The organism is Ruminiclostridium cellobioparum subsp. termitidis CT1112 (genome assembly GCF_000350485.1).
GTDB lineage: Bacteria > Bacillota > Clostridia > Acetivibrionales > DSM-1351 > Ruminiclostridium > Ruminiclostridium termitidis.
Window position 1 is genome coordinate 92,535 of sequence record NZ_AORV01000022.1, and the last position, 23,308, is coordinate 115,842.

Consider the following 23,308-nt stretch of genomic DNA (forward strand, 5'->3'; position numbering starts at 1 on the left):
GGAGGTTAACTAATGAGTAAAGAATTGCTTAAAATAAATGATTTAAAAGTTTCGTTTTTTACACCGGCCGGTGAGGTTAAAGCCGTTAACGGTGTAAGTTACACCCTTGAACCCGGTAAGGTATTGGGTATCGTTGGTGAATCGGGTTCCGGAAAAAGTGTTTCCTCCTATTCAATCATGGGGCTTATAGACAAGCCCGGTAAAATGGTTGGGGGCAGCATTACTTTCGACGGCAAGGATGTTTCAGCAATGAAGAAAGCTGAAAGACAGAATTTTTCCGGTAACGAAGTAGCAATGATTTTTCAGGATCCAATGACCTGTCTGAATCCTGTATTTACTATCGGAAATCAGATAGCCGAATCCCTTTACCACAAATACGGAAAGATTTCAAAGGAAGAAGTAAAGAAAAGGTCCATAGAGCTGTTGTCCCTGGTGGGTATAAATGAGCCCGAAAAACGTCTTTCCCAATATCCACATGAATTTTCAGGAGGTATGCGCCAAAGGGCAATGATAGCCATGGCTCTTGCAGGTGCTCCCAAGCTGCTTATAGCAGACGAGCCCACAACTGCGCTTGATGTTACCATACAGGCTCAGATACTTGAACTGCTGAAGGATATCCAGAAAAAAACCGGCATGGCCATAGTGCTTATAACCCATGATCTTGGAATAGTGGCCGATATGGCTGATGATGTAATAGTCATGTACGGAGGAAAAATTGTTGAGCAGGGCACGGTGTACAGTATTTTCCACAATCCGCGCCACCCTTATACAAAGGGTTTGATACGTTCTCTGCCCGACCTGAACAAGAAGGGTGAAAAACTGGTTCCTATTAAAGGAAATCCTATTGATCTTCTCAATCTTCCGAAGGGCTGTGCGTTTGCCCCCAGATGTGAAAACTGCCTTAAGGTTTGTATAAACCACATGCCGGCAGAACATGTTGAGGAGGACGGGCATAGAACTGCCTGCTGGCTTTATGACCGTAGAGCAAATAATAATGCGGAGGTAAAAAAGAATGGCTAAGGAAACCGGAACTTCTGCTGAAGATAAAAAAGTTCTTATAGAAGTTAATAATCTAAAGCAATATTTCAACATAAGGAATAAATTAGGGGAAAAAGCCTCCGTCAAAGCGGTTGACGACGTTACCTTCAATATATACAAAGGGGAAACTCTGGGTCTAGTGGGTGAGTCGGGTTCGGGTAAAACCACCCTCGGCCGCTCCATACTCCGGGTTTACGATCCTACTTCCGGACAGATCAAGTTTTCAGGGGTGGATATAACAAAACTCCAAAAGGGCAAACTGCTGCCCTACAGAAAGAAAATGCAGTACATTTTCCAGGATCCGTATGCATCCCTTGATCCCCGTATGACAGTATCCGATATTGTGGGTGAAGCACTGGACATACACAAGCTTGCAACTTCAAAAAAGGACAGGGCCGATAAAATAAGAGAACTCTTAAGGCTGGTCGGTCTGAATACCGAACATTCTTCGCGTTATCCCCATGAATTTTCAGGCGGTCAGCGTCAAAGAATCGGTATAGCACGCGCCATAGCCGTAGAGCCCGAATTCATAGTCTGTGATGAGCCTGTTTCGGCACTTGACGTGTCAATAAGAGCGCAGATCATAAATACTCTTGAAGAGATGCAGGAAAGATTGAATCTGACATACCTGTTTATCTCTCACGACCTTGGAGTTGTAAGACATACCTGCGACAGGGTGGGAGTCATGTATCTGGGGCACATTGTCGAACTGGTTGAATCCGAGGAATTGTATAAGAATCCTCTTCATCCATACACTCAGGCACTGCTCACTGCTATACCGGAGCCCGATCCTGAAATTGCAAAGAAAAGAAACAGGATAATACTGAAGGGTGAAATACCTTCACCTGTAAATCCTCCTTCAGGCTGCAAATTCAGAACCAGATGCCCTTACGCAAAAGATATCTGTGCAAAGCAGGTACCCGAATTCAAAGACTACGGAAACGGTCATTATGTGGCCTGTCACTTTACAGGCAAACTTTGAGTTGTGCAGGTTTTCCATATTGCAAGATGATAAAAGTTCTTCAGCAATCCGATGAGGTCGACATTGGATTAAAACAAAAAAGGTATATATCCTTTTATTCAAGAGAAGAATATTTTTATTGTAATAATGGACTTAATTAATAGTTAGAGCCAGTAATCGCACTAAAATTCAAAATAATAGGGAGAATAATTAATGAAGAGAATATTAGCACTAATTCTTACACTAGCAGCCATTATAACAGTATTCGCCGGCTGCGGAAGCGCGGCGAACACCGGCGGAAAGGCTATCAGCGCAACCATAGCTTCCGAGCCTAAGACACTTGATCCGTCCCTTAATAATGCAGTCGACGGCGGAAATTATATTTTATGCGCATTTGAAGGTTTAACCACCATCGGCAAGGACGGAACAATTGTAGCCGGTGCCGCGGAGAAATGGGAAACCAGCACCGACGGTCTTGTCTGGACCTTCCATATCCGTAAGGATGCAAAATGGTCCGACGGTAAAGATGTAACTGCCAATGATTTTATCTATTCCTGGAAAAGAACCGTAAATAAGGATACTGCAGCAGATTACGCCTACTATGTATACTTTATCAAAAACGGCGAAAAGATCAATGCCGGCGAAGCCGATATGGACACATTGGGAGTAAAGGCACTTGACGATAAAACTCTTGAGGTAACTCTTGAGAATGCATGCCCGTTCTTTACCGAAATAGTTGCCTTCCCTGCACTGGTTCCGCAGAGAGAGGATATCGTAGCAAATAATGCAAGCAAATGGGCTCTTGATCCTGCAACCTATGTAGGAAACGGTCCTTACAAGCTCACAAGCTGGGAGCATGACTCCAAGATCACCTTTGAAAAAAGTGACACTTACTGGGGTAAGGATTCCATAGTCGCTCCTAAAATCGAGTGGTATCTTATGAATGACCAGAATGCCATACTGAGTGCATTTAAGAATGGTCAGGTAGCATATGCAAAAAATATACCAACCGATGAACTGGCAGCTGAAAAAGACGCCGGAAACCTTAAAATTCTTCCGTTGCTTGGAACCTACTACATTGACCTTGTAAACAGCAAGGCTCCCTTTGATAATCCAAAGGTAAGAAAAGCCTTCTCACTGGCAATTGACCGTAATTACCTTGTTGAAAAGGTTAAAAAAGGAGGAGAAACTCCTGCTTCAGCCTTTGTACCTTACGGTATCGCAGACGTAAAACAGGAGCCTGACTTCCGTACAACTTCAGGCGAATTTATATCAACCAAACCTGAAGATTATGAAAAGAACGTTGCTGAGGCTAAAAAATTACTTGCCGAGGCAGGCTACCCCGGCGGAAAAGGCTTGCCGAAAATCACTTTCGGTTTGAATTCCGGTTCAGGACATGAACCTGTAGCTGAAGCTTTACAGCAGATGTGGAAGGAAAACCTCGGTGTTGAGGTTGAAATCCTCGCTCAGGAATGGAACGTATTCCAGCAGTCAAGAAAAGACGGTGTTTACAATATAAACAGAAACGGTTGGTTAGGTGACTACATGGATCCGTCAACCTTTATGGATATGTTTACCACCGGAAACGGACAGAACAACGCCAAGTACAGCAATAAGCAATATGACGAAAAGATATCGGCAGCAAGAAAAGAAACCGACACTGCAAAACGTATACAGCTATTCCACGATGCTGAGAAAATCCTTATGGAGGATGCTCCTATAGCTCCTCTCTATTTCTACACCGAACCTGTTGTAATATCAAAGGATTTACAGGGAATAGTAAATACAAAACTCGGTTTTGTACTCTTTAACTGGGCATCATTTAAATAATTGTAATTCATTTTATTAAGCTGAAAGTGAACTATTGGGATAAATAAAATATGATAACCCCCTGTAGATTCGGGTCGGACCCGTCGTCTGCAGGGGGGTTCTTGTTTTTAACTTCTCCGGGTCATGAGCCATGAACTGATAAAAGCCACCAGGGGCACAGTAAGAATGATTCCAATGGAACCGGCAACTCCTTGAATAACCTCCACACCGATATAATCCGAATTAATCAGCTGAATAAACGGAATATCATAGGCCCTGGTCAAAATAAGTGTGTTCAGGGATGATCCCACAAATGCCAGAATCAAAGTATTTGCCATAGTACCCATGGCATCACGGCCGATATTCATACCTGATACAAACAGTTTTCCCAGGGACAAATCATGATTTAACATGTACAGTTCATTGACCGACGAGGCAATAGACATGGCAACATCCATTACGGCACCCAATGCGGCTATCAGGACTCCGCTCACCAGCAGCCCGCTTATCTTCATTCCCTTATCCGTGACATTAAGTATCAAGCTTTCTGCATCACTCATATTAAATCCGTTGAATGGGGTAAGGTATCCGACTAAAGCTGCAATGATCCCTGCTGCTGCAACCCCTGCAGTACAGCCAAGAACAGCCGAAACAGCCTTTCGTGTAAAGCCGTCCAGCAAAAGCAGCGACACGGTTGTTGTTACCACTGCAATTACACTGGTAATAAGTATGGAATTAAATCCTCTCATCATCAAGGGCATTAATATAAACCATATGCAAACCAATGTAAAGATCAGCCCCAATAACGCTTTTGCACCCTTCTTTCCGCCAATGGCCACAAGAAGCAGCATGAATACAAGGATGAACACACCCAGTACCATACTCCGGTCATAGTTGTACATGACGGCATATAGCATTCCTTTTTCGTTTGTATCTATCCTGACAATAATACGGTCGCCGGTATGGACATCCACATTTGCCAGTGCACTGAGATAATTTGTTAATTGCAGTATTTCCCCTTTATGTACTCCCCCCAGGATTTCAATTTTCAATTCCTGCTTTCCCAGCCTTCTCCCTTCAGATCTAACATAATCCGGTTCGGCATCATCATAGAGTACATCTGTTACGCGTGCCGGCACAAACACAAACCGGCTTGCACTGCTTGGAACATCCGTCGGGTCAGGCCGGTTAATAATTACTGCAGCAGTGATAAAAATGCCCAAAAACAATATTAAAACCAGCACTCTGATAATAATACCCCTTTGGGAAATCTTCGATATCTTATCAGGAGTTTTTACATTATGTTTATACTCTGCCTCTTTATAATTCTTCCGCAAGTTCTGCCCCCACCTTCCGGTAAGGCTGTCTGAAAATTTACCGACAGCCTCACCGGATTTATATTTATAAAATCCTGCTTGATTGTATTATTTCACACTGAGCTCCACCAGGTGCCGGAGAATACCGGCCACCTCTGCACGTGAAACCTTTGCGTTTGGATTTATTTGATTGTTGTCATCGGCATTAAACAGCTTTGCTCCAAGTGTCCAGCCCACTGCATCGGCTGCCCATGCAGGTACGGTCCTGCCATCGGCAAAAGACTTTGTATCCGCCGGGTTACCCGTATCAATTCCCACTGCCATGGCATATTTGTAGAGCATGCAGGCAAGCTCGGAACGGGTGATCTCCCGGTCGGGCTCATACATATTGTTGCCGGCACCGGCTGTAATGCCCTTCTCTACCGCCCATGCCAGCGGCTCTCCATACCAGGCATCTGCTTTCACATCGTCAAAGCCGAGTATTCCGGCACTTGCAGGCTTGCTCTCGAGATTGTACAATACGGCTGCAAGCATACTCCTGGTCATTTTTTTATCCGGACTGAACAGATTTGGACCGGTACCTGTAAATAAATTACGGGAGGTAACGAAGGCAATATCTCCAGCCGCATCAGAACCTGAAGGAACATCTGTAAATGTCTTTGAGTTGTCTTTCAGCCTGATTGTGACAGAGCCTTCCAGCAGCAGAGTCATGCCCTGGCCGGTTAAAACGGATTTAGGAAGGATACTCTCACTTCCATCCTTGTTTACCAGAACTGCAACCAATCCGTCAGCCGGCCTGGATACCGGAATACTGGCAGTGATTTTTCCGCTGAGCCTGCTCAGAGATTTGTTGTCAACGGCTATGTCAATATTTACAGACCTGTCTTGCATCCGCTGGAGGGAAACAGTCATATTTGTTCCTTCCAGCTTGCTGATTTCCTTGATTGCTGCATTTGTAATCCTCACTGAGGCAATAGCATCCGAGTTAACCGTCAGAGCAATTTTATCCTGACCGGCCAAGGCCGACAGAGAATGCACCGGCAATGTCACCCTTAACTCACCCGCTTCTCCCTTATACCTTGGAGAAATAACAATTTCCGGTTTTTTATTCTGTATTGCCGTATTAATAAGTGCTTGGGTATCTTTATCATTTAATGAGACATTTGCTGCACCATTGTTAACGGTAACTTCGGGTGTAAACTTCACACTGCTTTTATCAGAAGTATCAAACACCGGTAGATTGCTGTTATTGTTACTGTTGTTGCTGCTATTACTGCTGTTGTTGTTATTGCTGCTGTTGCCGCTGTTACTGCCATTATTGCCGTTGCCATTGTTATTGCCGTTATTACCACCATCGTTGCCACCGTTGTTCTGCGCTGTGCAGATAATGTCATCCCTGTTTCTGATGCGGATCCGGTAGCCAAGAGTATCATGTGAGGATAAACCAACTGCTGAAATTTTTGCTCCTACAGACAGGTTGTTAATAGTTTTACTGCTGGTAATATACCCGTCAATAAATATACGTGCGTCTGTTCCGCTGCCGTCATGCACCATAATGCTTTCAACCGCATTGTTTGAAGTTGAGATACCCGCGACCGTCCCCTCTATCCTGACCAGGCTTCCCAGGTACGTGCCTTCATTTGCCTCTTTTGCGGTAATTTTTCTCGGTTCAGGCAAAGCCTTAACGGTACTGTCCACTACCTCTGTTATACCGGCCTGCAGCTGACGTTCTCCGAGATACGAGCTGGTGTACCCTGTAATTCGTACAGTCTGGCCTGCTCTGATGTCTCCTGATACAGGGAATACATTTATACCTCCTGTGGAATCCTGAACATAGATGCAGTCAAAGAAAGCGGTATCCCGGTCATAGCCCGAGGCGTTGGAGGTCACAATGCCTTCTATAACAAAACGCTGCCCTTCCGGAGCTCTATGCACCGCATCAATGTCTGTGACGGCAGGTGAAGGCTTTATGCTGTCAATGATATTCTGAACCAGCTGATAGTTGCTGTTCTGCTTCTGTGTAACATTATCCAGATCAATTTTGACTTCAAAGGTTGAGAAGAAAGTAACCCCTGCCACTATGGCAAATCCCCCTCCGGGAAGGGTCTCAGCCGTCATAAGGTATGTCTGCCCTTCGGGGGTTATCCTGGCCGCTCCGGGTTTTGGTGCGTATTTCTGAGCCGAACCCAGCAGATCTTCAAACCTGGTTCCCCATGTGGTGCCAGGGAAGCCCTGTACCAGCGGAGTTGCACCGTTTGCAGCAATAGGTGCGCTGTTGTAGGCACTGAAGGTATTATTGGTTGCCTCCTTCACATCTTTAAGAAATGCCGACGCCAGAACATCTGCAGACATTGCCTGGTAGTTGAAGACCTTCTGGTCTTCCGCCGTCTCACCGCCCAAAGTTATACGGTAGGACTCATTGGAGGCCCTGTCAGGATCAACGACTATACCTTGTTCAACCCGCGCCTTTGCACCGATTGCCTCCAGTATCTCATTTGAAATGACAGCAGCCTGTTCTCCTGCCCCCGTTGGATCACCCCTGTCCGACTTTGAGCATACTATGATATTGCCCCCATTGCCGGCATACTGTTTTATTGCCTCTATTTCAGCATCGGTATACAAAAATTCTGTTACCGGAGTTCCGAAAGACGCAAACGGGACAGTCAAAACCAGCAGCTTTTTATCCTTAAGATTATCGTATGTAAGTTCACCCTTGCCCAGTCTTACCACACGAATGCCGCTTCTGTTGCACATCTCTATAAAAGCCTTGTCACTGTCGTTGTAATTGCCGGTGACATAGAAGTTGCTGTGACCGCCGTCGATTGCAATAGGAACAATACTTGACGGATCAAGCACTTCAAATTCTTTTTTAATTTCAAAATTATATGCCGTCCCCCCCAGCGTGGCCTGAACCCTGACGGTCAGAGTGACAATACCCAGCAGGTCTGGGATATAATCAAACATGTAGCTTGAGGCATCGGTTTTAGCAGGTATATCGGCTATGCCTGTTACTGTATCAATCACCTGGGTATTGTTAAGATGAGTGATGCTGTATTCCATTTTTTCAATCTTTAACGGGGAGTTCTCATAATTGTACAGCCTGGTTTCAAAAGTCATTTTCTCACCTTTGACCGGCATGATGGTATCCGTGGTAACTCCGGTTATCCCTATCTTTGACACTTCTCCAACCCATACGGGTGCCGTTACCGCAATATCCTTATCCGGCTGGATTACTCTGAGGAAGTAGTACGAATATTCAGGAGCGATATTGATATCAAGTTCTCCGCTGCTGCTGTTAAATTTTCTTTGCTCAATAACCCTTCCGCCGTTTACCACAACCTCAACAGTACCGATACTTGAGTCATCAGGGTCATTTATGCTGGCCTGAATATGCAGGGATTCCGGTACTTCATTTATGATTGAGCCCATGAGCTGATCATTGACAGTATACATAATGTTCAGGTTCTTATCCTCAGTCGAATACATGGACATATTATTTATGCCTTGCAGCAGACCGGCCTCTGAGAAATCATCAGTAATGACAACCGAACGGGCATTATTTGAATTGCCCCAATTGCCCTTGTGATTGTCCTGATTATTGGTTGGTGCCACGTGCCAGCCCTTATCAAGTGCCTGAATATAGTATTCGTAAGAGGGGAAATACCCGCCGCTGCCAACAGCCCCCTCTCCGTTACCTACTTCAATCATGTTGATACGTTCATCAATTCCCTGATCCAGGTATGCAAAGTCTGCAAAGGTTCCGAAAGTAGTTCCGGGATGGTTGAACTGTGAAATACTGGCAGGGTTATTCTTAAGCAGTTCATAATATGACTTCATACCTGCATTGCCGTCTTTTTTATTCAAGGTTGCATTATTCCGGCTGACAATACCCTCAGTGTTAAAAGTATTAATATGTCCCGGTCCGCCTGACCAGGTCATTTCAAAGCCAGGTATGGCCAGTACTCCGTTGTTTTGTTCATTAAAGGAACGCATGGTGCCGGTATAAGTCTCCCACCTTGCACGGCTTTCAGGCGTTGCCTTTGATATGTCCCCCAACGCAGCTTCAGGATTGGCTGCGGAGGTGGTATCAAAGTAATTGGAATGATCGGTAAAGGCCACAAACTGTACATTATCATTTTTAGGTATGTTTCTAATATAATCCAGACCGTTCTGCAGTGTGCCCGCGCCGTCAGAGTACTCTGCCGTATGGGAATGCAGCTGCCCGAAGTATGCCTTCAAGGCCGACTCGCCCACATTGAAGCTCCAGGTTTTCTCTGTTTTGGCATTATCGCTTGTCCTAGTTATGTTCACAGCTGCGGTATATTTTCCGTCAGCAAGGTCTGCAGCCGGTTTATACCCCGCCTTGCTTCCCGAGACGGTCATAGCAGCATCCTTTAATATTTCGGCACCTGTTTTATCTATAAGTGTTAATGTGGCACTGATATCATCGGCATTTTCGAAAGTTACTGAAATCTCGGGCCTCTTTTCATTTCCCGTGGCACTTCCGGCTGCCGGTACTACATTGATAATTCTGGGCAGATTTTCAACGGTAACGGCAGTTACCGGAGATTCAGCATTTAAGCCGCTTACATCAGTGGCTTTTATAATAAAAGTGAAGCTGCTGATTACAGCTGTAATTTGTTCTGCAGGGATAGTGAACTCGTACTTTCCTGTGGTTGGATTTTTAGACATTACCATATCAGCATGCGTATCGGCACCAAGGGTATAGCTGACAGTAACACTGCCCACACCCTTGTTGTCCTGCACATCTGCTGAAATAGTATACGCCGCACCTGTCCTGGCATTTGCCAGGGTGGAGGGCAGTGTAATAACCGGCGGCTTCGTGTCGTTTGTAACGCTGTAAACAGCTCTGTCTCCGTTGGAACCGGGAGCACCGGCACGGAGCTGGTCTGTGGTATTGTATTTTGAAAGTACGGCAAGCAGGTCAACCTTATCTCCTGCCGTCACTCCAATGGGATATGTGGCTGCGCGGTAAATTGGAAAGGTTACATTGTTTTTATCGGTAATATTTGTAGATCCGTTGCTGTTATATGTTCCCAAAGTAACATCTTTCAGTAAGACCACTTCAGAAACAAGGCTGTTTTTTTCGGCTTTCAGTGCGTTGATTGACTCATACTCCTGGGGTGGAATACTTGCGGTATCCTTTGCAGCAGTTACCAAAACACCTGCCGTTACACCGGTAAGCTGGGGAACTGATCCATAGCTTCCCTTTGTCCCCGTCACCTTGACCACATCACCTATGGCGAAACCATCCAGTGAGTTATAAACCTGGAGTGCAACTATTTCCCCGTTAATTACATCCTGGAGAATTGCGCTGTCGGTACTATCATAATTGCCAAACCGGTAAGCGAGCTGCCCTACCACTGTAACGGTTGTTGCAGGTGAATCGGCAATACCTGTTACTTCATTTATGTTTTTTGAACCCGCCGGAAAACTGTTATCGGGGATAGGATCGTCAACATTTGAAGCCTCCTTGATTGTATATGTAAATGTGACAATTTCACTGTCTTCCAGTACACCGCTTTCATCCACAGCAACAGCCGTGATGGTAACATCGGCGTCAATGGCAATCGGGGCTGAGTACTTCACGCTTATCCCACTGCCTGTGGTAACCGGTATGCTTTCATCAACAGTATAATATATGGCAGCCCCGCTAGTGGTACTTGTGAGTGCCACCCGGGTGCCCGAAACCACAGCCCCCTCGGGTATGGAGGCCTTGGGCGCCGCAACCCTTGTTTCATCTATAGGCTCTCCGCTGGCGGAGTTTCTGGGATTTGGCACAGAAGTTATAAAGTCCCTACTATTGTCGTCAGTATCAATTCCGTCAATTGCTCTTATAATGGCCAGGGTGTTTGTGGGAGCCGGTGTGGGTGCCGAACCCTCAAATGCATTTGCAGCTCCGGCACCGACAAAGTCTACTACATTGGAATCATCCTTTCCCGTAATGGCCACGGTTGATCTGGATAATGCCACTTTGAAACCTGTAGCACCCATGGCGATACTTCCCGTGGCATCGGGGGCAGGCAAGTCTGTTGTGCCACCGGTACCATTAGCTTCCTGAATGAGATAATACCCTTTGGCTTTAATGGTCCCGCTGAGTAAAGTGCATGCTGTGGAGCTGGTTTGCCAGTTAGTGCCCGTTGCTGAAGTGTACTGAACCGACCATCCATCCAGGACAATATCAGTATTAGTCGGATTGTACAACTCAATAAAATCATTTTTATAGGTGGCTCCGGAATTACCTCCTCCTCCGTAGGCCTGATTGATTACTACATTATTTCCCTCCCGGGCAGCAAGCAGCTCCGCGGGAAATACCGATAGACAAACCGCCAGCACCAGAAATAGTGCCAGACACCTTTTACCTGCTCTCTTCATCACATCCGTCCTTTCTGAAAACCTTCAACAGAATTTATTGTTCTTGTCTTTATACTATATTATTTCCATATTATACTAAGAAAAATTTATTATTTCTTTTATTCTGTGTAAAGCTTGTGTAAAAAATTATCCCTGAAGGTGGACATGATATTAGAAGTGGAATTATTCCGGCTGAAACTTTGTTCAAAAAATAAAAAATCCGTCTGAAACTAATATTCAGACGGACATTTTAATTTATTCCCGAACAGCTGTAATTCCTGTACGCAAAACCGCAGCCCCTGCAGCTCTAATGTCTGGCGATTGCTGATATATAGTGCTCTGGCATATTAACAACCGTGAAACTCATTAGTCACCGCGAATGATTCAAGATAAATCAATCGCCAGACATTAAAGCTGCTATAGGCTTGCGGCCGGGTTAAAAAAACCGGTTTTGAAAAATGTTTTGGTGTTATAATGGTTTAAATGGTTCCTGCTGCGGGAGGAGTGTACACTCTCTGTGCAAGCTCGGCGTCCAGCATAAACAACCCGTTTGGATCATTTTTTATCAATTGGAGCTTTTTCAGGTATTTCTCCATTGTTGCTTCTTCTTCCACCTGCTCTGTGACAAACCACTGCAGGAAGGTGTTTGTTGCGTGGTCCTTCTCTTCCAGGGCCGCATTAACAATATTATAGATTGACTGAGTCACAAATTGTTCATGTCCCAGGGTCAGTGCAAAAATTTCTTCGGCAGATTCGAAATTTGATTCAGGAGCGTTTATTTGCAGAAGTTCTACTTTACCGCCCTTTTGATTTATATAATCAAAGAATTTCATAGCGTGATCCCGTTCTTCCTGTACCTGTATCCTGAAGAAGTTGGCAAAACCGTCAAGGTTCAAGCTTGAAAAATAAGCTTCCATTCCCAAATATAAATATGCTGAGAAAAATTCTTTCTGTACTTGTTCATTTAATAGTTTATTTATTCTGTCACTAATCATGTATACCTCCGGCTATCTTTTTCGTAAAACTTCATGATATAGTTATACCCTTGCTTTAATATAATAAACATGATAAAAAAATTTATCTGGATATTCATTTATGTGGCTTTATACCGTTTTTTAATGATACTGCAGAACAAATTTTTTCTATCTATGATATAATGATTTATATCGCTTTTATCTTTTAATCTTTAAGATAATGAATACCAAAAAGTAGAAATAAACGGGGACAGCGCCCAAAACAATTTTGTTTTACGCAGATGGGAGATTAAATGTTTTTTGAGGATTCAAAATCACTTTTATATTCTGACACGGCTGTGTCAGATATTTTTATCAGCCAGTATATGCCTTCTATGGACAGCACCTGTATAAAGGTGTATATTTACATGCTTTTTTTGTGCAAGCACAATAAAAAGGCCACTACTGACGAATTGGCCAAAACTCTTAATCTTTCTCTTGAGGAAGTAAAAGCCGCACTTACAAGTCTGGATAATCTTGAGGTTATCAGCTGGGTGGAAGACAAGATAAAGCTGACAGACCTAAAGGATATCGAGACCAAACGGATCTACCGCCTTAAAACCGTATCCAGTCCCGAGCAGGCTAATGAAAACTTTGAAAAGAACAAGAGCAGGAATAATACCCTCTCAGCTATCAACTCCAAGTTCTTTCAAGGGCTTATGCCTCCCAACTGGTACCTGACCATAGATAACTGGTTTACCATATATAAATTCGATGAAGATGTAATGTATACTCTCTTCAAATACTGCCATGACAACAACACCTTCCATAAAAGCTACATAGAGGCAGTGGCCTCCAACTGGCACAGACGGGGTATTCAAAACTTTTTTGATCTTGAAAAATATTTTGAAGAAATGTCCCAGGTCAGGGGTATCAAGGGCACCATCATTAAAAAACTGCGTCTGAGAAGGGCACTGACCGAATACGAAAATGAGTTCGTGGAGAAGTGGGTCATTGATTACAAATATGACATGGATGTTATTGAAATCGCATTGAAAAAAACGGTTGGCAAGACTAATCCCGACTTCAGATTCCTCGACAACCTGCTGACAAAATGGCATGAGCTGGGACTCCTGAATGCACAGGAGATTCTGGGCTACGAAGCAAGCGTCAAGACGCAGTATCAAAACAGTAAAAACAATCAAATTTCGCAGAAGCAGCTTCCAAAAGAATCGCAAAGAGACAACTTTGAGCAGCGGAAATATAACGATGATTATTATGATAACTTTTTTACCAATACCAATAAATCCTAAAGAACCTTGAATCCAGAGGAGTCTATATGAATAGAGACATACATAATATTATTGCAAGAGAATATGAAAGAAGACAGAAGGTGTCGGCAGACCTTGCCCAACAGAGGAAAGCCGAACTGTACGCAAAAATACCCCGGTTACTGGAAATTGATAATCAGATCAGTTTTATGGGGTTAAAGTACAACCGGCTGATTTTAACATCAAATGGTTCTGCTTCAGAACTTCTATCCGAATTGGAACAAACCCTTAAAGCACTTTCGGATGAAAAAAACAGCATTCTTGCGGCAAACAATATCAGTCCCGAATTCTTTAAGCCCCGGTATGAATGCGAAAAGTGCAGCGATACGGGTTATATTACCGGCACATCCGGTTCTCAAAGGTGTTCCTGCTATAAACAGCAGATAATTAATCATTTGTTTGCGATTTCAAATATAAGTCTTAATGGTAATGAAAGTTTTGAAAACTTTGACGAAGAACTATACCCTGAGGAAACAGACCAGGAGAGATATGGAATAGCCGTCTCCCCGAGGGAAAATATTATCAGTATAAAAAGGACCTGTTTGGAATTCACCAGGAATATCGATAATCCTGATTATAAAAACCTTTTTTTCAGCGGCCGTACCGGAGTGGGCAAAACCTTTCTGTCTCTTTGTATTGCAAGGGAGCTTCTGAACCAGGGAAGAACAGTGCTCTATGTTACAGCACCGGTTTTATTTGATATTATAACGGAACACAAAATGATGGCTTATAGAGAAGACAATTATAATGACGATAAATACCAGAGTATATTTAATGTTGAGCTTTTAATTATTGACGATCTGGGAACAGAGACACTAAGTGATGCCAGATATGCCGAGCTGCTCAATATACTCAACACCCGTCAGGCCAATAACGGAATAACTCCGTGCAAAACCATTATTTCCACAAACCTGGGCCCCAAAAAGCTCTTTGATCTCTATACCGAGCGCATTACTTCAAGAATCATGGGGCATTTTGACAGACTTGTGCTGGCCGGAAGAGATATCAGGAGCCTTAACGCCTGAATCCATCAAAAGGGAAAATTGCCGCAGCGGGAAGGATTTTCGGCTTGCCTGCAGGACGGTAGGTTATATCAGCCGAAGAACTCTCAGCAGCTCATACACCATCCCGGTTTTAACATTCATAAGCTCAAGTACTTGCCCTGTGAATGTCAGGAATATCAAAAGTACACCCGGCAGTACACTTATAATTGCAGCAATACCGAGACCTTTTTTCTCATAGGGTTGGAGGTATGCTGCATTTTCCGTATCCGTACGGTTATTTATAAGCTGCGTCAGGTGGGAAGGAGTTTTGAAATTTCCTTCGGTGGTTTTGAGAAAGGCGTACATTAATCCTATAAAACCTCCCAGACAGCCTAAAAACAATATCCCATAAAATACCCCTGCAATTACTATGGATATGGTGGGTATGTTTGAAAAATCAAAGTTTTCGATTTGTTGCACACCCATGCTATCCATGCTTTTTACCAGCTTTCCGGAGGCATATGTGAGCAAAACGGCGATTGAATTGTTGATAAAGTGAGCAGTCATGCCGGCGTAAATGCTTCTGGTTCTGTATACTATAAATCCGATAAGGGCACCCAGGAGAATGGTGCTGACACCTTTCTGCAAGTCCCTATGCAGTATACCGAACAAAATGGAGGTCAAAATAAGCGAACCTGCAGGCCCAAGCTTCTCATAACCCTTACTGATCATTCCCCTGAACAGGGTTTCTTCACACACGGCTGCCGAAACACCGATAACCAGTATCGCTATAAAAAGAGTAGGAACGTTTGGTATATCCATCTGCGGTACCGGCAGAATCCTGCCAAATATCAGCCTTATCAATCCCAGAACTATTGCATTGAGCACTCCCACCACCGGCAGGCCGAATATCATAAGGAATACAACTATCAGGTAGTTGACAGGCTTTGTCCTTTTAAGCTTCAAGGTGTCCTTGAGGTTATACCTGCCTGCTTTCAAAAAAATCAGAACAGGCAGCAGTACAAATACCAGTTCACCGATCCCGCTGTTCAGATAATTATTTTTAAAGGTGAGAAGTCCTCCTCCGTATGTCAGAAACAATGTGGTAAGAGAGAAAAATATACCTGCTGCCACAGGACCCGGATATTTTTTATTTACTTCGAGCTCCTCAATATTATTCACTAAAAAAATCCTCCTGAAATATTAATCCCAATAGTTACCTATTAATATTACTATTACGCGGAATATATTTCAATTCATTTGTTTACAAAAATTGCACCACGTAAAAGCTCCCCTTACAAATATTATTTGTCCGGAGAGCTTTTATATCCTGGATTATCATACAATTTTAGAAATTTTGTTCAGCTCTTCTGCCATAGCCACCATACCCCTTACCTTTTTAATATTAGCGTTTGGGTCCCGTTCATTCGATTGTATTTCTGACGCCGAAGCCGCAAGTTCCTGTATTGCTGCCGCCGAAATTCCGTACAATCCGCTTTCGGTATTGCCGGACATATCCCGCAGTGTACAGGAGGTTTTTTTGGGAGCTATAATTCCAAGTGTTGCTGCTACCTCATCACCATCCTCCTCCTCATCGTTCAATGGATAAGCGGCTGCAAAGACCGGAATTCCATATTTTGATGAATCCAATTCTGCCAGGATGGGCTGCTTTAATTTAACAACCTTGTAAGTAACATCAGTTTCGTCCCAAATATGCCCGACTGTCAGTCCTGGCATATCAAACCTTGAGGATGGCCGCCGGTGCGCAATCCTCTCCAGTTCAGACATATATATGAATGATCCTTCCGGAAACATTTCGGTCAAAATTGGTGCAAAGTCTCCAAAAGCCGCCGCAATCGGATGCCGCCCAGGAAATGCGATTGAAAATGAACTGTTGGAATTATCCGTATCATTAATAATAGGTACGGATACAATGGATAATCTTTTACCGTAAATACCGGCTGGAATATTCGGGGTATGTAGGGTTGAACGGCTAACTGTGACCTTTTGACCGACTTTGAATACATTTAATTTAAATGTATCAGGTTTTAATGACCAGGTAATTGTATCCTCCTCAATTATACAAAATGCAACTCCTCCAGGGATCATAAGAGACAAAACATCAGCCAATATCTTGCATGACTCAATTGCTGATAAAGAAATCATTATTACCCTCCTAAATAAGCCCGTAATTTTACATTTTAATACGGTCTCTCCGGATTTATATTTATCTTTTAAATCACTGTATTATATTGTCATCATTCGGATTTTATCCCTAAGACTTTTTCAATTGCTTCTCTGTATTTGTAGCCGGATCTGTAACCGCTTATTATGTGATTTATATAGTGCTTGCTGGCTCCCGTAGCCCGCGCAAGATCCACCTGAGACATTCCCAGCTCTATAAGTCTGATCTTTATTTGTTTTCCGTTAATATTTGCCTTCAACTTATTTTTTGTGCTCATTCTTTACCTCCAATATAAGCTGAAATAACTTTTTAAACAATATTTCGTTCATAAACTATACAATGTCAGTGCACTGATTTTTCGATGCGGTTTTAAGAAGGGAAATTTATAAACCGGACATCTATTTTTGTGGTGGGAATTAGCTTATTGTGATATATTGATTAATGCTATGATATATTTATCTATCCTTATTATATTCTCACTATGTGGAATTGTCAACCAATTTTAATCATTTTATGACAGGTTATGATAAATATTACAACATTAAAATTCACTCTGTGGAATTATGGAGGGAAATATCCTATGTCAGATATCGGAAGTAGAATTAAGGAGATTAGAAAGGATCACGCATTAACCCAGGAAAAATTCGGGGAAAGGATCGGGTTAAAAGATTCTGCTGTGTCGATGCTGGAAAAAAACAATAGAAGATTAACTGAATCTGTAATTAAAAATATAATCTCCCAATTTTGCGTCAATGAAATGTGGTTAAAGGATGGTGCCGGAGAAAAATATAATGAAGGACTGCTTAAGAAAAAGACTATTTTAAGTGAACCTCTCAGCAGCCAGCAAATCAGCGTACTTGAAAAAATTCAAACCCTGTCTCCTGCGCAGCAGGAAGAACTTCTCAATAATCTGGACCGGATGGACATTTCCGGTAATGTGTCTGCTAATTCATTAAAAGAATTGTCTCAGGATGAGAACGAAATGTTAAAATGCTATAGGAAACTTAACTCAAAGGATAAGGATGAAATTCTGTCCTTTATAAATTTTAAAATTTTTAATAGTGAATCCATAAAAAAGAAAGAAAAGTCATTGAATTGTTCGCACGACAAAGACGGCTCTGATATCCATTCCAAAATAGTATAGAACCGGCAAATTACCACTGACATAAAAAGAGTTGATCTATTATAGAATTTATAGTGTATATTCTATAATATAAATCAACTCTTCATTTAATTCAATGATTTACTTTACCTTTATTTCATATCCATTGTCATCAATGCTGAAGGAATCGGAGCTTCCTATAAGATAAGCCTTCAAGTAAACAACCTTATCCTTGACAGCAGCATACGCATCTCCTGATAATGTATCACTGAATTCAAGAGTTTTACCGGGTTCAATCCTTGTACTTGTCAGCGCCATTGTAAACATTTTGTCGGCAGACCACCTGTAGATGACATTCCTGTCTGCATCAAGCAGTGCAAAGTCAAATTTCTGACCTGATGAATGATTTAAAATTATATCCTTTTCAGAATTATTTGTTATATTAAGCTTCATTTCTATGGAATCATTTGTTACTGTTGCGTCAGGACTGATGATTACATGCCGGTTTTGTACAGCCAGAAGCTTTATCAGTTTATCAATAACAACAGCAGTTTCTGCACGGGTTGCCGCTTTTTTAGGCTGGAACATATTGTTGCCGGTTCCCGCAATAAGCTTGTAGTGCTGCGCTCTGGCAACATCCCCGCCATATTCCGGAGTAATGGCATCAACATCCTTGAAGCTTGCCGGGCTTATATTAATCAGTGCATATCTGTCACCCATCTTGTACCTGTATGCCTGCATGATGTAATGCACCATCTCTTCCCGCGTTATTGACGCGTCTGGCTTGAAACTTCCCTTTCCCTCAAAGATACCTGCTGTTACAAGATCAATCACTGCCGATGCATATGGTGCATCCTGCCTGATATCATCAAAGTAATCCTTGATATCAGGCTCCTTAAAATATTCAATTTTGATATCCAGCCCATTGCGGAGCATCACTGCAAACTCGCTCCTCGACACAGCTTTTCCCAGAACCAGCTTATCCTGGCTGAAAGGTATTGCGTCCTTCTTCATAAGATATTGTATCGCTCCTCCTGACCAGTGAGTTTTTATATCATTGAAATCAATCTTAACCGTGGTATCTTTTTCGACCATTGTTTGTGCAAATGCAGACGAACCTGACAATAATATTGCGCCTGCCAGTATAATTCCTGAAACTCTTATCTTCATAATCAACCTCCTTCTTATATGTTTGATATTAAGCCAGCTATGTAGAATTAGACTGACGCATGAAGAAAATTGTTCCTTTAATGCCATAAAAATATTTATAATACCTCAATATTTCTATGGTTGCTGCTGCTTTCTTTCATTGGTTTGTGCATTGTTTTGGACATACAGGTTAAATGCTTTTGTGCCGGCCCGAAGGAATTTAACCAGAAAAACAAAACCAACAACAATCATTGCTATTATACACAGGTACATCAGTGAACTGAATATCACTAATAAAGATGTACCTGTAAAAAAACTGCTATTATCCCTCAAATACATATAAGCTCCCCCTTGATACATAACTATTTATTTATGGTAATTCATGCTTTTGCCTGACAATTTACTTAATTTTACCATTTATTAAAATTTGAAGCAATTATATAAACAATCCATGCTGATAATTTTATGTCGTTCATATTTTTGTCAGTTTAATGTTTTATTATAATGAAAAACTAATAATGCAGTTCTTTTGATAAATTAATTATTTGAGAAAGGAGAAACCGTATGAGACTGGGAACCAGAATTACCAGGGTCAGAAGAAATGATGACGGGATTATTACCGATGTTATGTTTGAAAACGGTAACACCTGCTCTTTTAATTATGCGGTTCTGATGGCGAAACAGGGCAACCTGGAGGGCTACAATGTCGTCAGGGGAAAGAACGGCGGAGAATATCTGAGTGCAGATCCAAACAATCCCGATATGGAGGATTTGGATGATATACCAAGATTCAGATAACAATCAGCGGTCTATAGGGATATGATATGAACCGCGGCGTTTGGCGAGGCAGACAGCAGATTTTGGTTGTCTGCCTTTGCCGTTAATAGAACAAATATTTACAATACAGATTCGCTGTGTTATAATTTATCCGTGACCGATTCGGTCACGGATAAATTATAACTATCAAAAGGAAGATGTTGTTATGGCATTTGATAATCTTGAAAAGGAAAAACAGAATAAAATTATTAGTGCTGCCTGTGAAGTATTTGCCAAACACGGTTATAAGAAAGCATCCATGAAAGATATAGCCGAGGCGGCTGGGATATCGAAAAGTGTGCTGTTCAAGTACTTCTCCAATAAAGAAAACCTTTATATAAAAATCTTCAGGCTTGCATCGGACAGTATTCGCGAAGCAGATGGGATTGCACGTTCAGAGAAAGGGAGCGATACTGACATGTTTTCATTCATGAGACGAAGCGCCAGGCTCAGACTCTCCTTATTCAAGGTATATCCGTGGATTTACAGGTTCTCATATACTGCTGCTTTCGACACCGACCCGTTCGTCAGGGAGCTTGTGAAAAAGGAGTATGAAAATTACGAAAAATCACAGATAAACATTCAAATAAACATGAAGAACAGTGAAACAGATTATAGTGACCTACTGAATGAAATCGGTAATTTTAAGGGATTAAGAGAAGATATTTCACCGGCAGCGGCGAAGCAAATCATCTTCTGGGTCTCACTGGGATATCTTGAGGAAAAGTTATATAAGGCTGAGACCGATCCGGACAATCTTGAACAGGGCTTTGAGAAGTGGATAGACATTCTTGAACTGCTTCTCAAGGACAGGAGCAAAAGCTATGACCAAAAAGAAGGAAGGACAGGTGTAAAAAATGAATGACACTTTGGAAACAAAAGAATTAACCGGCGGGATTGAGAACGTACCCGGGCTGAAGCATCATGAATTAAATATTTGCGGCGGGCCCATGTCGGTCTACGAAGCCGGCCGTTCTGATAGACCGGTTGTTGTGATGCTGCATGGCTCTATGTATGATGAATCCAGGTTTATATGGGATCAGATGTTCCCCTTCTTAAGTGCATATTATCATTTATACGCGCTGGATATACCACGGCACGGTAAATCGAGACCCTGGGAAGGAAGTATGGATCACTCAAGGCTGATGGATATTCTGAATTGTACCTTTGAACAGTTGCAGATTAGCTCCTTCAGTCTTGTGGGGCTTTCCATGGGTGGAGGACTCAGCATCGGATATGCAGCATTATATCCGGACAAGGTAAATTCAATGGTGCTATTCGAGCCTGGCGGACTGGGTGACAAAGTAGATATGGAATTCATAACCTGGCTATATATAAATTTTCCGGGGATGCTCAGGAGGCTTAGCCAAAAGTATATGAAACAGGACCATTCCTATATGAAGAAGATTGTCGAATCCCTGTTTACAGGTGGTTCAAAACCTACTGACCCTGAAAGATTAACTTCCATAATCCGTGATGAGGTTAAAGGTAAATACATTTACCGAGAAAATGACATGGACGACTGGTTACTGCACTGCATAGGACCTTTCCGCCTGAAATGGAACCTTTTGGACCGGATCCCGCAAATCAAATGCCCCTCTCTTTGGTTAAGAGGAGCCGACAGCGTTCTGGTGAAACAGTATGAAATGGACAGAGCCGTAAAGCTGGCCATTGCCGGTGGAGCAGAAGCCGAATTTAAACTGATTCAGAACGCAGGACATTTATTGCCTCTCGAAAGACCTGAACAGGCAAATGCAGCAGTTAAGGGATTTCTGGACAAGACAGCCGCCACAAAGGTTACCTTTATCTCATGATCTTTTTAAGCAGCTTCAGTTTGTTTCCATACGGTGCATATCTGAGCTTAATATCAAACAATGTAGACTTTTTCAATATGCTTTTTTGACGGGTAAAGGTATCAAAGCTCCATTTTCCGTGATAACCGCCTATCCCGCTGGCACCTGCCCCTCCAAACGGCAGGTGTGAGGAAGCAAGGTGTATGATTGTATCATTAACGCAGCCTCCTCCAAAGGAAACATTTCTTAAGACCTCCTCCTCCACCGGCCTGTTCTTTGTAAAAAGGTATAGCGCCAACGGTTTGGGATGCCTGTTAATCTCAGCCGTAACTTCGGATATACTGTCATATTCGAGGACAGGCAGCACCGGCCCGAATATTTCTTCCTGCATGACAGGATCCTCCCAGGTCACATGGTCAATTATAGTGGGTGATATTTGTAAGGTACCGGTATTAACATTTCCCCCCGCAAGTATTGTTCCCCTGTCCATAAGTGTTCTTAACCTGTTAAAGTGCCTTTCATTTATGATCCTGGGGTATTCCCCGTTATTGCAGGGGTCCTCTCCGTAAAATTCGGTTATATACCTTTTCATGGCTTCAATTAATTCCTTTTTTACCTCCCGGTGAACATAAAGGTAATCAGGTGCCACACAAGTCTGTCCGCTGTTCAGGCATTTACCCCATATTATTCTTCTGGCAGCTATGTCAACCTTGGCATCCCGGTCTACTATGCAGGGACTTTTACCTCCCAGTTCCAGTGTGACAGGTATCAGCTGTTTGGCTGCAGCCTCCATGACTATCCTTCCCACACTTGCACTTCCGGTAAAAAATATATAGTCAAAGCTTTCCTGAAGCAGCTGGCGGTTGACTTCAGTCCCTCCCTCAAGCACTGTAATATGCCTCTCATCAAAACTTTCACCTATAATTCTGCTTAACAGGCGGCTGGTATGTACCGAATATTCGGAAGGCTTCAAAATGACACAATTCCCTCCCGCAATTGCTCCCAGCAAAGGGGCAATAGTCAACTGAAATGGATAATTCCATGGGGACATGACAAGCACTACCCCATAGGGCTCGGAAATAATGTAGGATGTGGACTTGAAATGTGATAGCGGGGTTTTGACCTTCCTATTTCTGCACCAGCTTTTTATATTTTTACTCATGTATCTGATCTCATCAAGTATAATTCCTATTTCAGTCATGTAGGTTTCGAAAGGTGCCTTATTCAAATCTTTCTTCAAAGCCTCGAATATTTCCTGTTCATGGGCTCTGATGGTTTTATCCAGAGTTTTGAGTGCATTCAGCCTGAAGGAAATCCCCGCTGTTTCTCCTGAATAAAAATACTCACGCTGCCTGTTAACAATATCTTTTATCTGCGACATGATAAACCCTCCCGGACTTTATTTTCCTACCGGCGCTGCCATTTATCCTATTAAAGATTATGATCCAGCCGGTATTATTAATACTTGAATTGTTGTATACTCATAGTATGACCAAA

Annotated in this window: 18 protein-coding genes; 9 read left to right on the forward strand and 9 right to left on the reverse strand. The window is 42.7% G+C overall.

What is annotated here, in order from left to right:
• Positions 1-12: 12 nt before the first annotated feature.
• From CTER_RS06090 to CTER_RS06100, 3 genes are all read left to right on the forward strand, one after another.
• Positions 13-1,020, forward strand: coding sequence for an ABC transporter ATP-binding protein (locus CTER_RS06090; RefSeq protein WP_004624468.1), 1,008 nt, complete (start codon positions 13-15; stop codon positions 1,018-1,020).
• Positions 1,013-2,020, forward strand: coding sequence for an ABC transporter ATP-binding protein (locus tag CTER_RS06095; protein WP_004624347.1), 1,008 nt, complete (start codon positions 1,013-1,015; stop codon positions 2,018-2,020). Before CTER_RS06090 ends, CTER_RS06095 begins: the two co-directional genes overlap by 8 nt.
• A gap of 192 nt (positions 2,021-2,212) precedes the next feature.
• Entirely contained in the window at positions 2,213-3,829 is a 1,617-nt protein-coding gene (locus tag CTER_RS06100) for a peptide ABC transporter substrate-binding protein (protein ID WP_004624385.1), read from the forward strand.
• A gap of 107 nt (positions 3,830-3,936) precedes the next feature.
• On the opposite strand, the gene CTER_RS06105 is transcribed toward CTER_RS06100, so the two are convergent.
• The 3 genes from CTER_RS06105 to CTER_RS06115 form a co-directional block, all read right to left on the reverse strand.
• Positions 3,937-5,145 (reverse strand): YibE/F family protein, encoded by a 1,209-nt coding sequence (locus tag CTER_RS06105; RefSeq protein ID WP_004624462.1) that lies wholly within the window; start codon positions 5,143-5,145, stop codon positions 3,937-3,939.
• 87 nt (positions 5,146-5,232) lie between these two features.
• A complete protein-coding gene (locus CTER_RS06110; RefSeq protein ID WP_004624482.1) occupies positions 5,233-11,520 on the reverse strand; it encodes an S-layer homology domain-containing protein in 6,288 nt (2,095 codons plus the stop codon).
• A 458-nt stretch (positions 11,521-11,978) separates the two neighbouring features.
• Positions 11,979-12,494, reverse strand: coding sequence for a ferritin (locus tag CTER_RS06115; RefSeq protein ID WP_004624472.1), 516 nt, complete (start codon positions 12,492-12,494; stop codon positions 11,979-11,981).
• Between the two features lie 272 nt (positions 12,495-12,766).
• On the opposite strand from CTER_RS06115, the gene CTER_RS06120 reads away from it, so the two are divergent.
• Together CTER_RS06120 and CTER_RS06125 are read left to right on the forward strand one after the other, a co-directional pair.
• A complete protein-coding gene (locus CTER_RS06120) occupies positions 12,767-13,765 on the forward strand; it encodes a DnaD domain protein (RefSeq protein WP_004624345.1) in 999 nt (332 codons plus the stop codon).
• Between the two features lie 26 nt (positions 13,766-13,791).
• Positions 13,792-14,808 carry an ATP-binding protein gene (locus CTER_RS06125; RefSeq protein WP_004624432.1) on the forward strand — a complete coding sequence of 339 codons (1,017 nt, stop codon included), beginning with the start codon at positions 13,792-13,794 and terminating at the stop codon, positions 14,806-14,808.
• 63 nt (positions 14,809-14,871) lie between these two features.
• On the opposite strand, the gene CTER_RS06130 is transcribed toward CTER_RS06125, so the two are convergent.
• The 3 genes from CTER_RS06130 to CTER_RS06140 all read right to left on the reverse strand — a co-directional run bounded on the left by CTER_RS06130 (position 14,872) and on the right by CTER_RS06140 (position 17,228).
• Positions 14,872-15,948: a type II CAAX endopeptidase family protein gene (locus CTER_RS06130; RefSeq protein ID WP_004624421.1), complete on the reverse strand. Its 1,077-nt coding sequence runs from the start codon at positions 15,946-15,948 to the stop codon at positions 14,872-14,874.
• A gap of 156 nt (positions 15,949-16,104) precedes the next feature.
• A complete protein-coding gene (locus tag CTER_RS06135) occupies positions 16,105-16,932 on the reverse strand; it encodes a hypothetical protein (RefSeq protein WP_004624355.1) in 828 nt (275 codons plus the stop codon).
• Positions 16,933-17,024: 92 nt separating this feature from the next.
• The gene (locus CTER_RS06140) at positions 17,025-17,228 is read right to left on the reverse strand and encodes a helix-turn-helix domain-containing protein (RefSeq protein WP_004624391.1); all 204 of its coding nucleotides are present in this window, start codon (positions 17,226-17,228) and stop codon (positions 17,025-17,027) included.
• Positions 17,229-17,531: 303 nt separating this feature from the next.
• Between CTER_RS06140 and CTER_RS26795 the strand changes: the two genes are divergently transcribed.
• Complete coding sequence (locus tag CTER_RS26795; protein ID WP_004624484.1) at positions 17,532-18,095, forward strand: helix-turn-helix domain-containing protein; 564 nt, start codon at positions 17,532-17,534, stop codon at positions 18,093-18,095.
• A 99-nt stretch (positions 18,096-18,194) separates the two neighbouring features.
• Here CTER_RS26795 and CTER_RS06150 read toward each other — a convergent pair whose 3' ends face one another.
• Together CTER_RS06150 and CTER_RS06155 are read right to left on the reverse strand one after the other, a co-directional pair.
• The gene (locus tag CTER_RS06150) at positions 18,195-19,223 is read right to left on the reverse strand and encodes an S-layer homology domain-containing protein (RefSeq protein WP_004624333.1); all 1,029 of its coding nucleotides are present in this window, start codon (positions 19,221-19,223) and stop codon (positions 18,195-18,197) included.
• A 114-nt stretch (positions 19,224-19,337) separates the two neighbouring features.
• On the reverse strand, positions 19,338-19,541 hold the full coding sequence (locus CTER_RS06155) for a hypothetical protein (RefSeq protein ID WP_004624409.1): 204 nt from the start codon (positions 19,539-19,541) through the stop codon (positions 19,338-19,340).
• Positions 19,542-19,766: 225 nt separating this feature from the next.
• Between CTER_RS06155 and CTER_RS06160 the strand changes: the two genes are divergently transcribed.
• The 3 genes from CTER_RS06160 to CTER_RS06170 all read left to right on the forward strand — a co-directional run bounded on the left by CTER_RS06160 (position 19,767) and on the right by CTER_RS06170 (position 21,832).
• Entirely contained in the window at positions 19,767-20,000 is a 234-nt protein-coding gene (locus CTER_RS06160) for a DUF3892 domain-containing protein (protein ID WP_004624469.1), read from the forward strand.
• A 184-nt stretch (positions 20,001-20,184) separates the two neighbouring features.
• The gene (locus CTER_RS26800; RefSeq protein ID WP_004624311.1) at positions 20,185-20,883 is read left to right on the forward strand and encodes a TetR/AcrR family transcriptional regulator; all 699 of its coding nucleotides are present in this window, start codon (positions 20,185-20,187) and stop codon (positions 20,881-20,883) included.
• Positions 20,876-21,832 (forward strand): alpha/beta fold hydrolase, encoded by a 957-nt coding sequence (locus CTER_RS06170; RefSeq protein WP_004624377.1) that lies wholly within the window; start codon positions 20,876-20,878, stop codon positions 21,830-21,832. Before CTER_RS26800 ends, CTER_RS06170 begins: the two co-directional genes overlap by 8 nt.
• Here CTER_RS06170 and CTER_RS06175 read toward each other — a convergent pair.
• Positions 21,822-23,192, reverse strand: coding sequence for an aldehyde dehydrogenase (locus tag CTER_RS06175; protein WP_004624381.1), 1,371 nt, complete (start codon positions 23,190-23,192; stop codon positions 21,822-21,824). The two genes, CTER_RS06170 and CTER_RS06175, sit on opposite strands and share 11 nt — an antisense overlap.
• Between the last annotated feature and the right edge of the window lie 116 nt (positions 23,193-23,308).

Excerpts from the sequence above, each read along its gene's own strand:
- CTER_RS06170 (WP_004624377.1), top strand. The coding sequence starts at position 20,876 with ATGAATGACACTTTGGAAACAAAAGAATTAACCGGCGGGATTGAGAAC.
- CTER_RS06155 (WP_004624409.1), bottom strand. The coding sequence starts at position 19,541 with ATGTATTTGAGGGATAATAGCAGTTTTTTTACAGGTACATCTTTATTA.
- CTER_RS06140 (WP_004624391.1), bottom strand. The coding sequence starts at position 17,228 with ATGAGCACAAAAAATAAGTTGAAGGCAAATATTAACGGAAAACAAATA.
- CTER_RS06090 (WP_004624468.1), top strand. The coding sequence starts at position 13 with ATGAGTAAAGAATTGCTTAAAATAAATGATTTAAAAGTTTCGTTTTTT.
- CTER_RS06135 (WP_004624355.1), bottom strand. The coding sequence starts at position 16,932 with ATGATTTCTTTATCAGCAATTGAGTCATGCAAGATATTGGCTGATGTT.
- CTER_RS06175 (WP_004624381.1), bottom strand. The coding sequence starts at position 23,192 with ATGTCGCAGATAAAAGATATTGTTAACAGGCAGCGTGAGTATTTTTAT.
- CTER_RS06150 (WP_004624333.1), bottom strand. The coding sequence starts at position 19,223 with ATGAAGATAAGAGTTTCAGGAATTATACTGGCAGGCGCAATATTATTG.
- CTER_RS26800 (WP_004624311.1), top strand. The coding sequence starts at position 20,185 with ATGGCATTTGATAATCTTGAAAAGGAAAAACAGAATAAAATTATTAGT.
- CTER_RS06100 (WP_004624385.1), top strand. The coding sequence starts at position 2,213 with ATGAAGAGAATATTAGCACTAATTCTTACACTAGCAGCCATTATAACA.
- CTER_RS06115 (WP_004624472.1), bottom strand. The coding sequence starts at position 12,494 with ATGATTAGTGACAGAATAAATAAACTATTAAATGAACAAGTACAGAAA.
- CTER_RS06095 (WP_004624347.1), top strand. The coding sequence starts at position 1,013 with ATGGCTAAGGAAACCGGAACTTCTGCTGAAGATAAAAAAGTTCTTATA.
- CTER_RS06110 (WP_004624482.1), bottom strand. The coding sequence starts at position 11,520 with ATGAAGAGAGCAGGTAAAAGGTGTCTGGCACTATTTCTGGTGCTGGCG.
- CTER_RS06160 (WP_004624469.1), top strand. The coding sequence starts at position 19,767 with ATGAGACTGGGAACCAGAATTACCAGGGTCAGAAGAAATGATGACGGG.
- CTER_RS26795 (WP_004624484.1), top strand. The coding sequence starts at position 17,532 with ATGTCAGATATCGGAAGTAGAATTAAGGAGATTAGAAAGGATCACGCA.
- CTER_RS06120 (WP_004624345.1), top strand. The coding sequence starts at position 12,767 with ATGTTTTTTGAGGATTCAAAATCACTTTTATATTCTGACACGGCTGTG.
- CTER_RS06125 (WP_004624432.1), top strand. The coding sequence starts at position 13,792 with ATGAATAGAGACATACATAATATTATTGCAAGAGAATATGAAAGAAGA.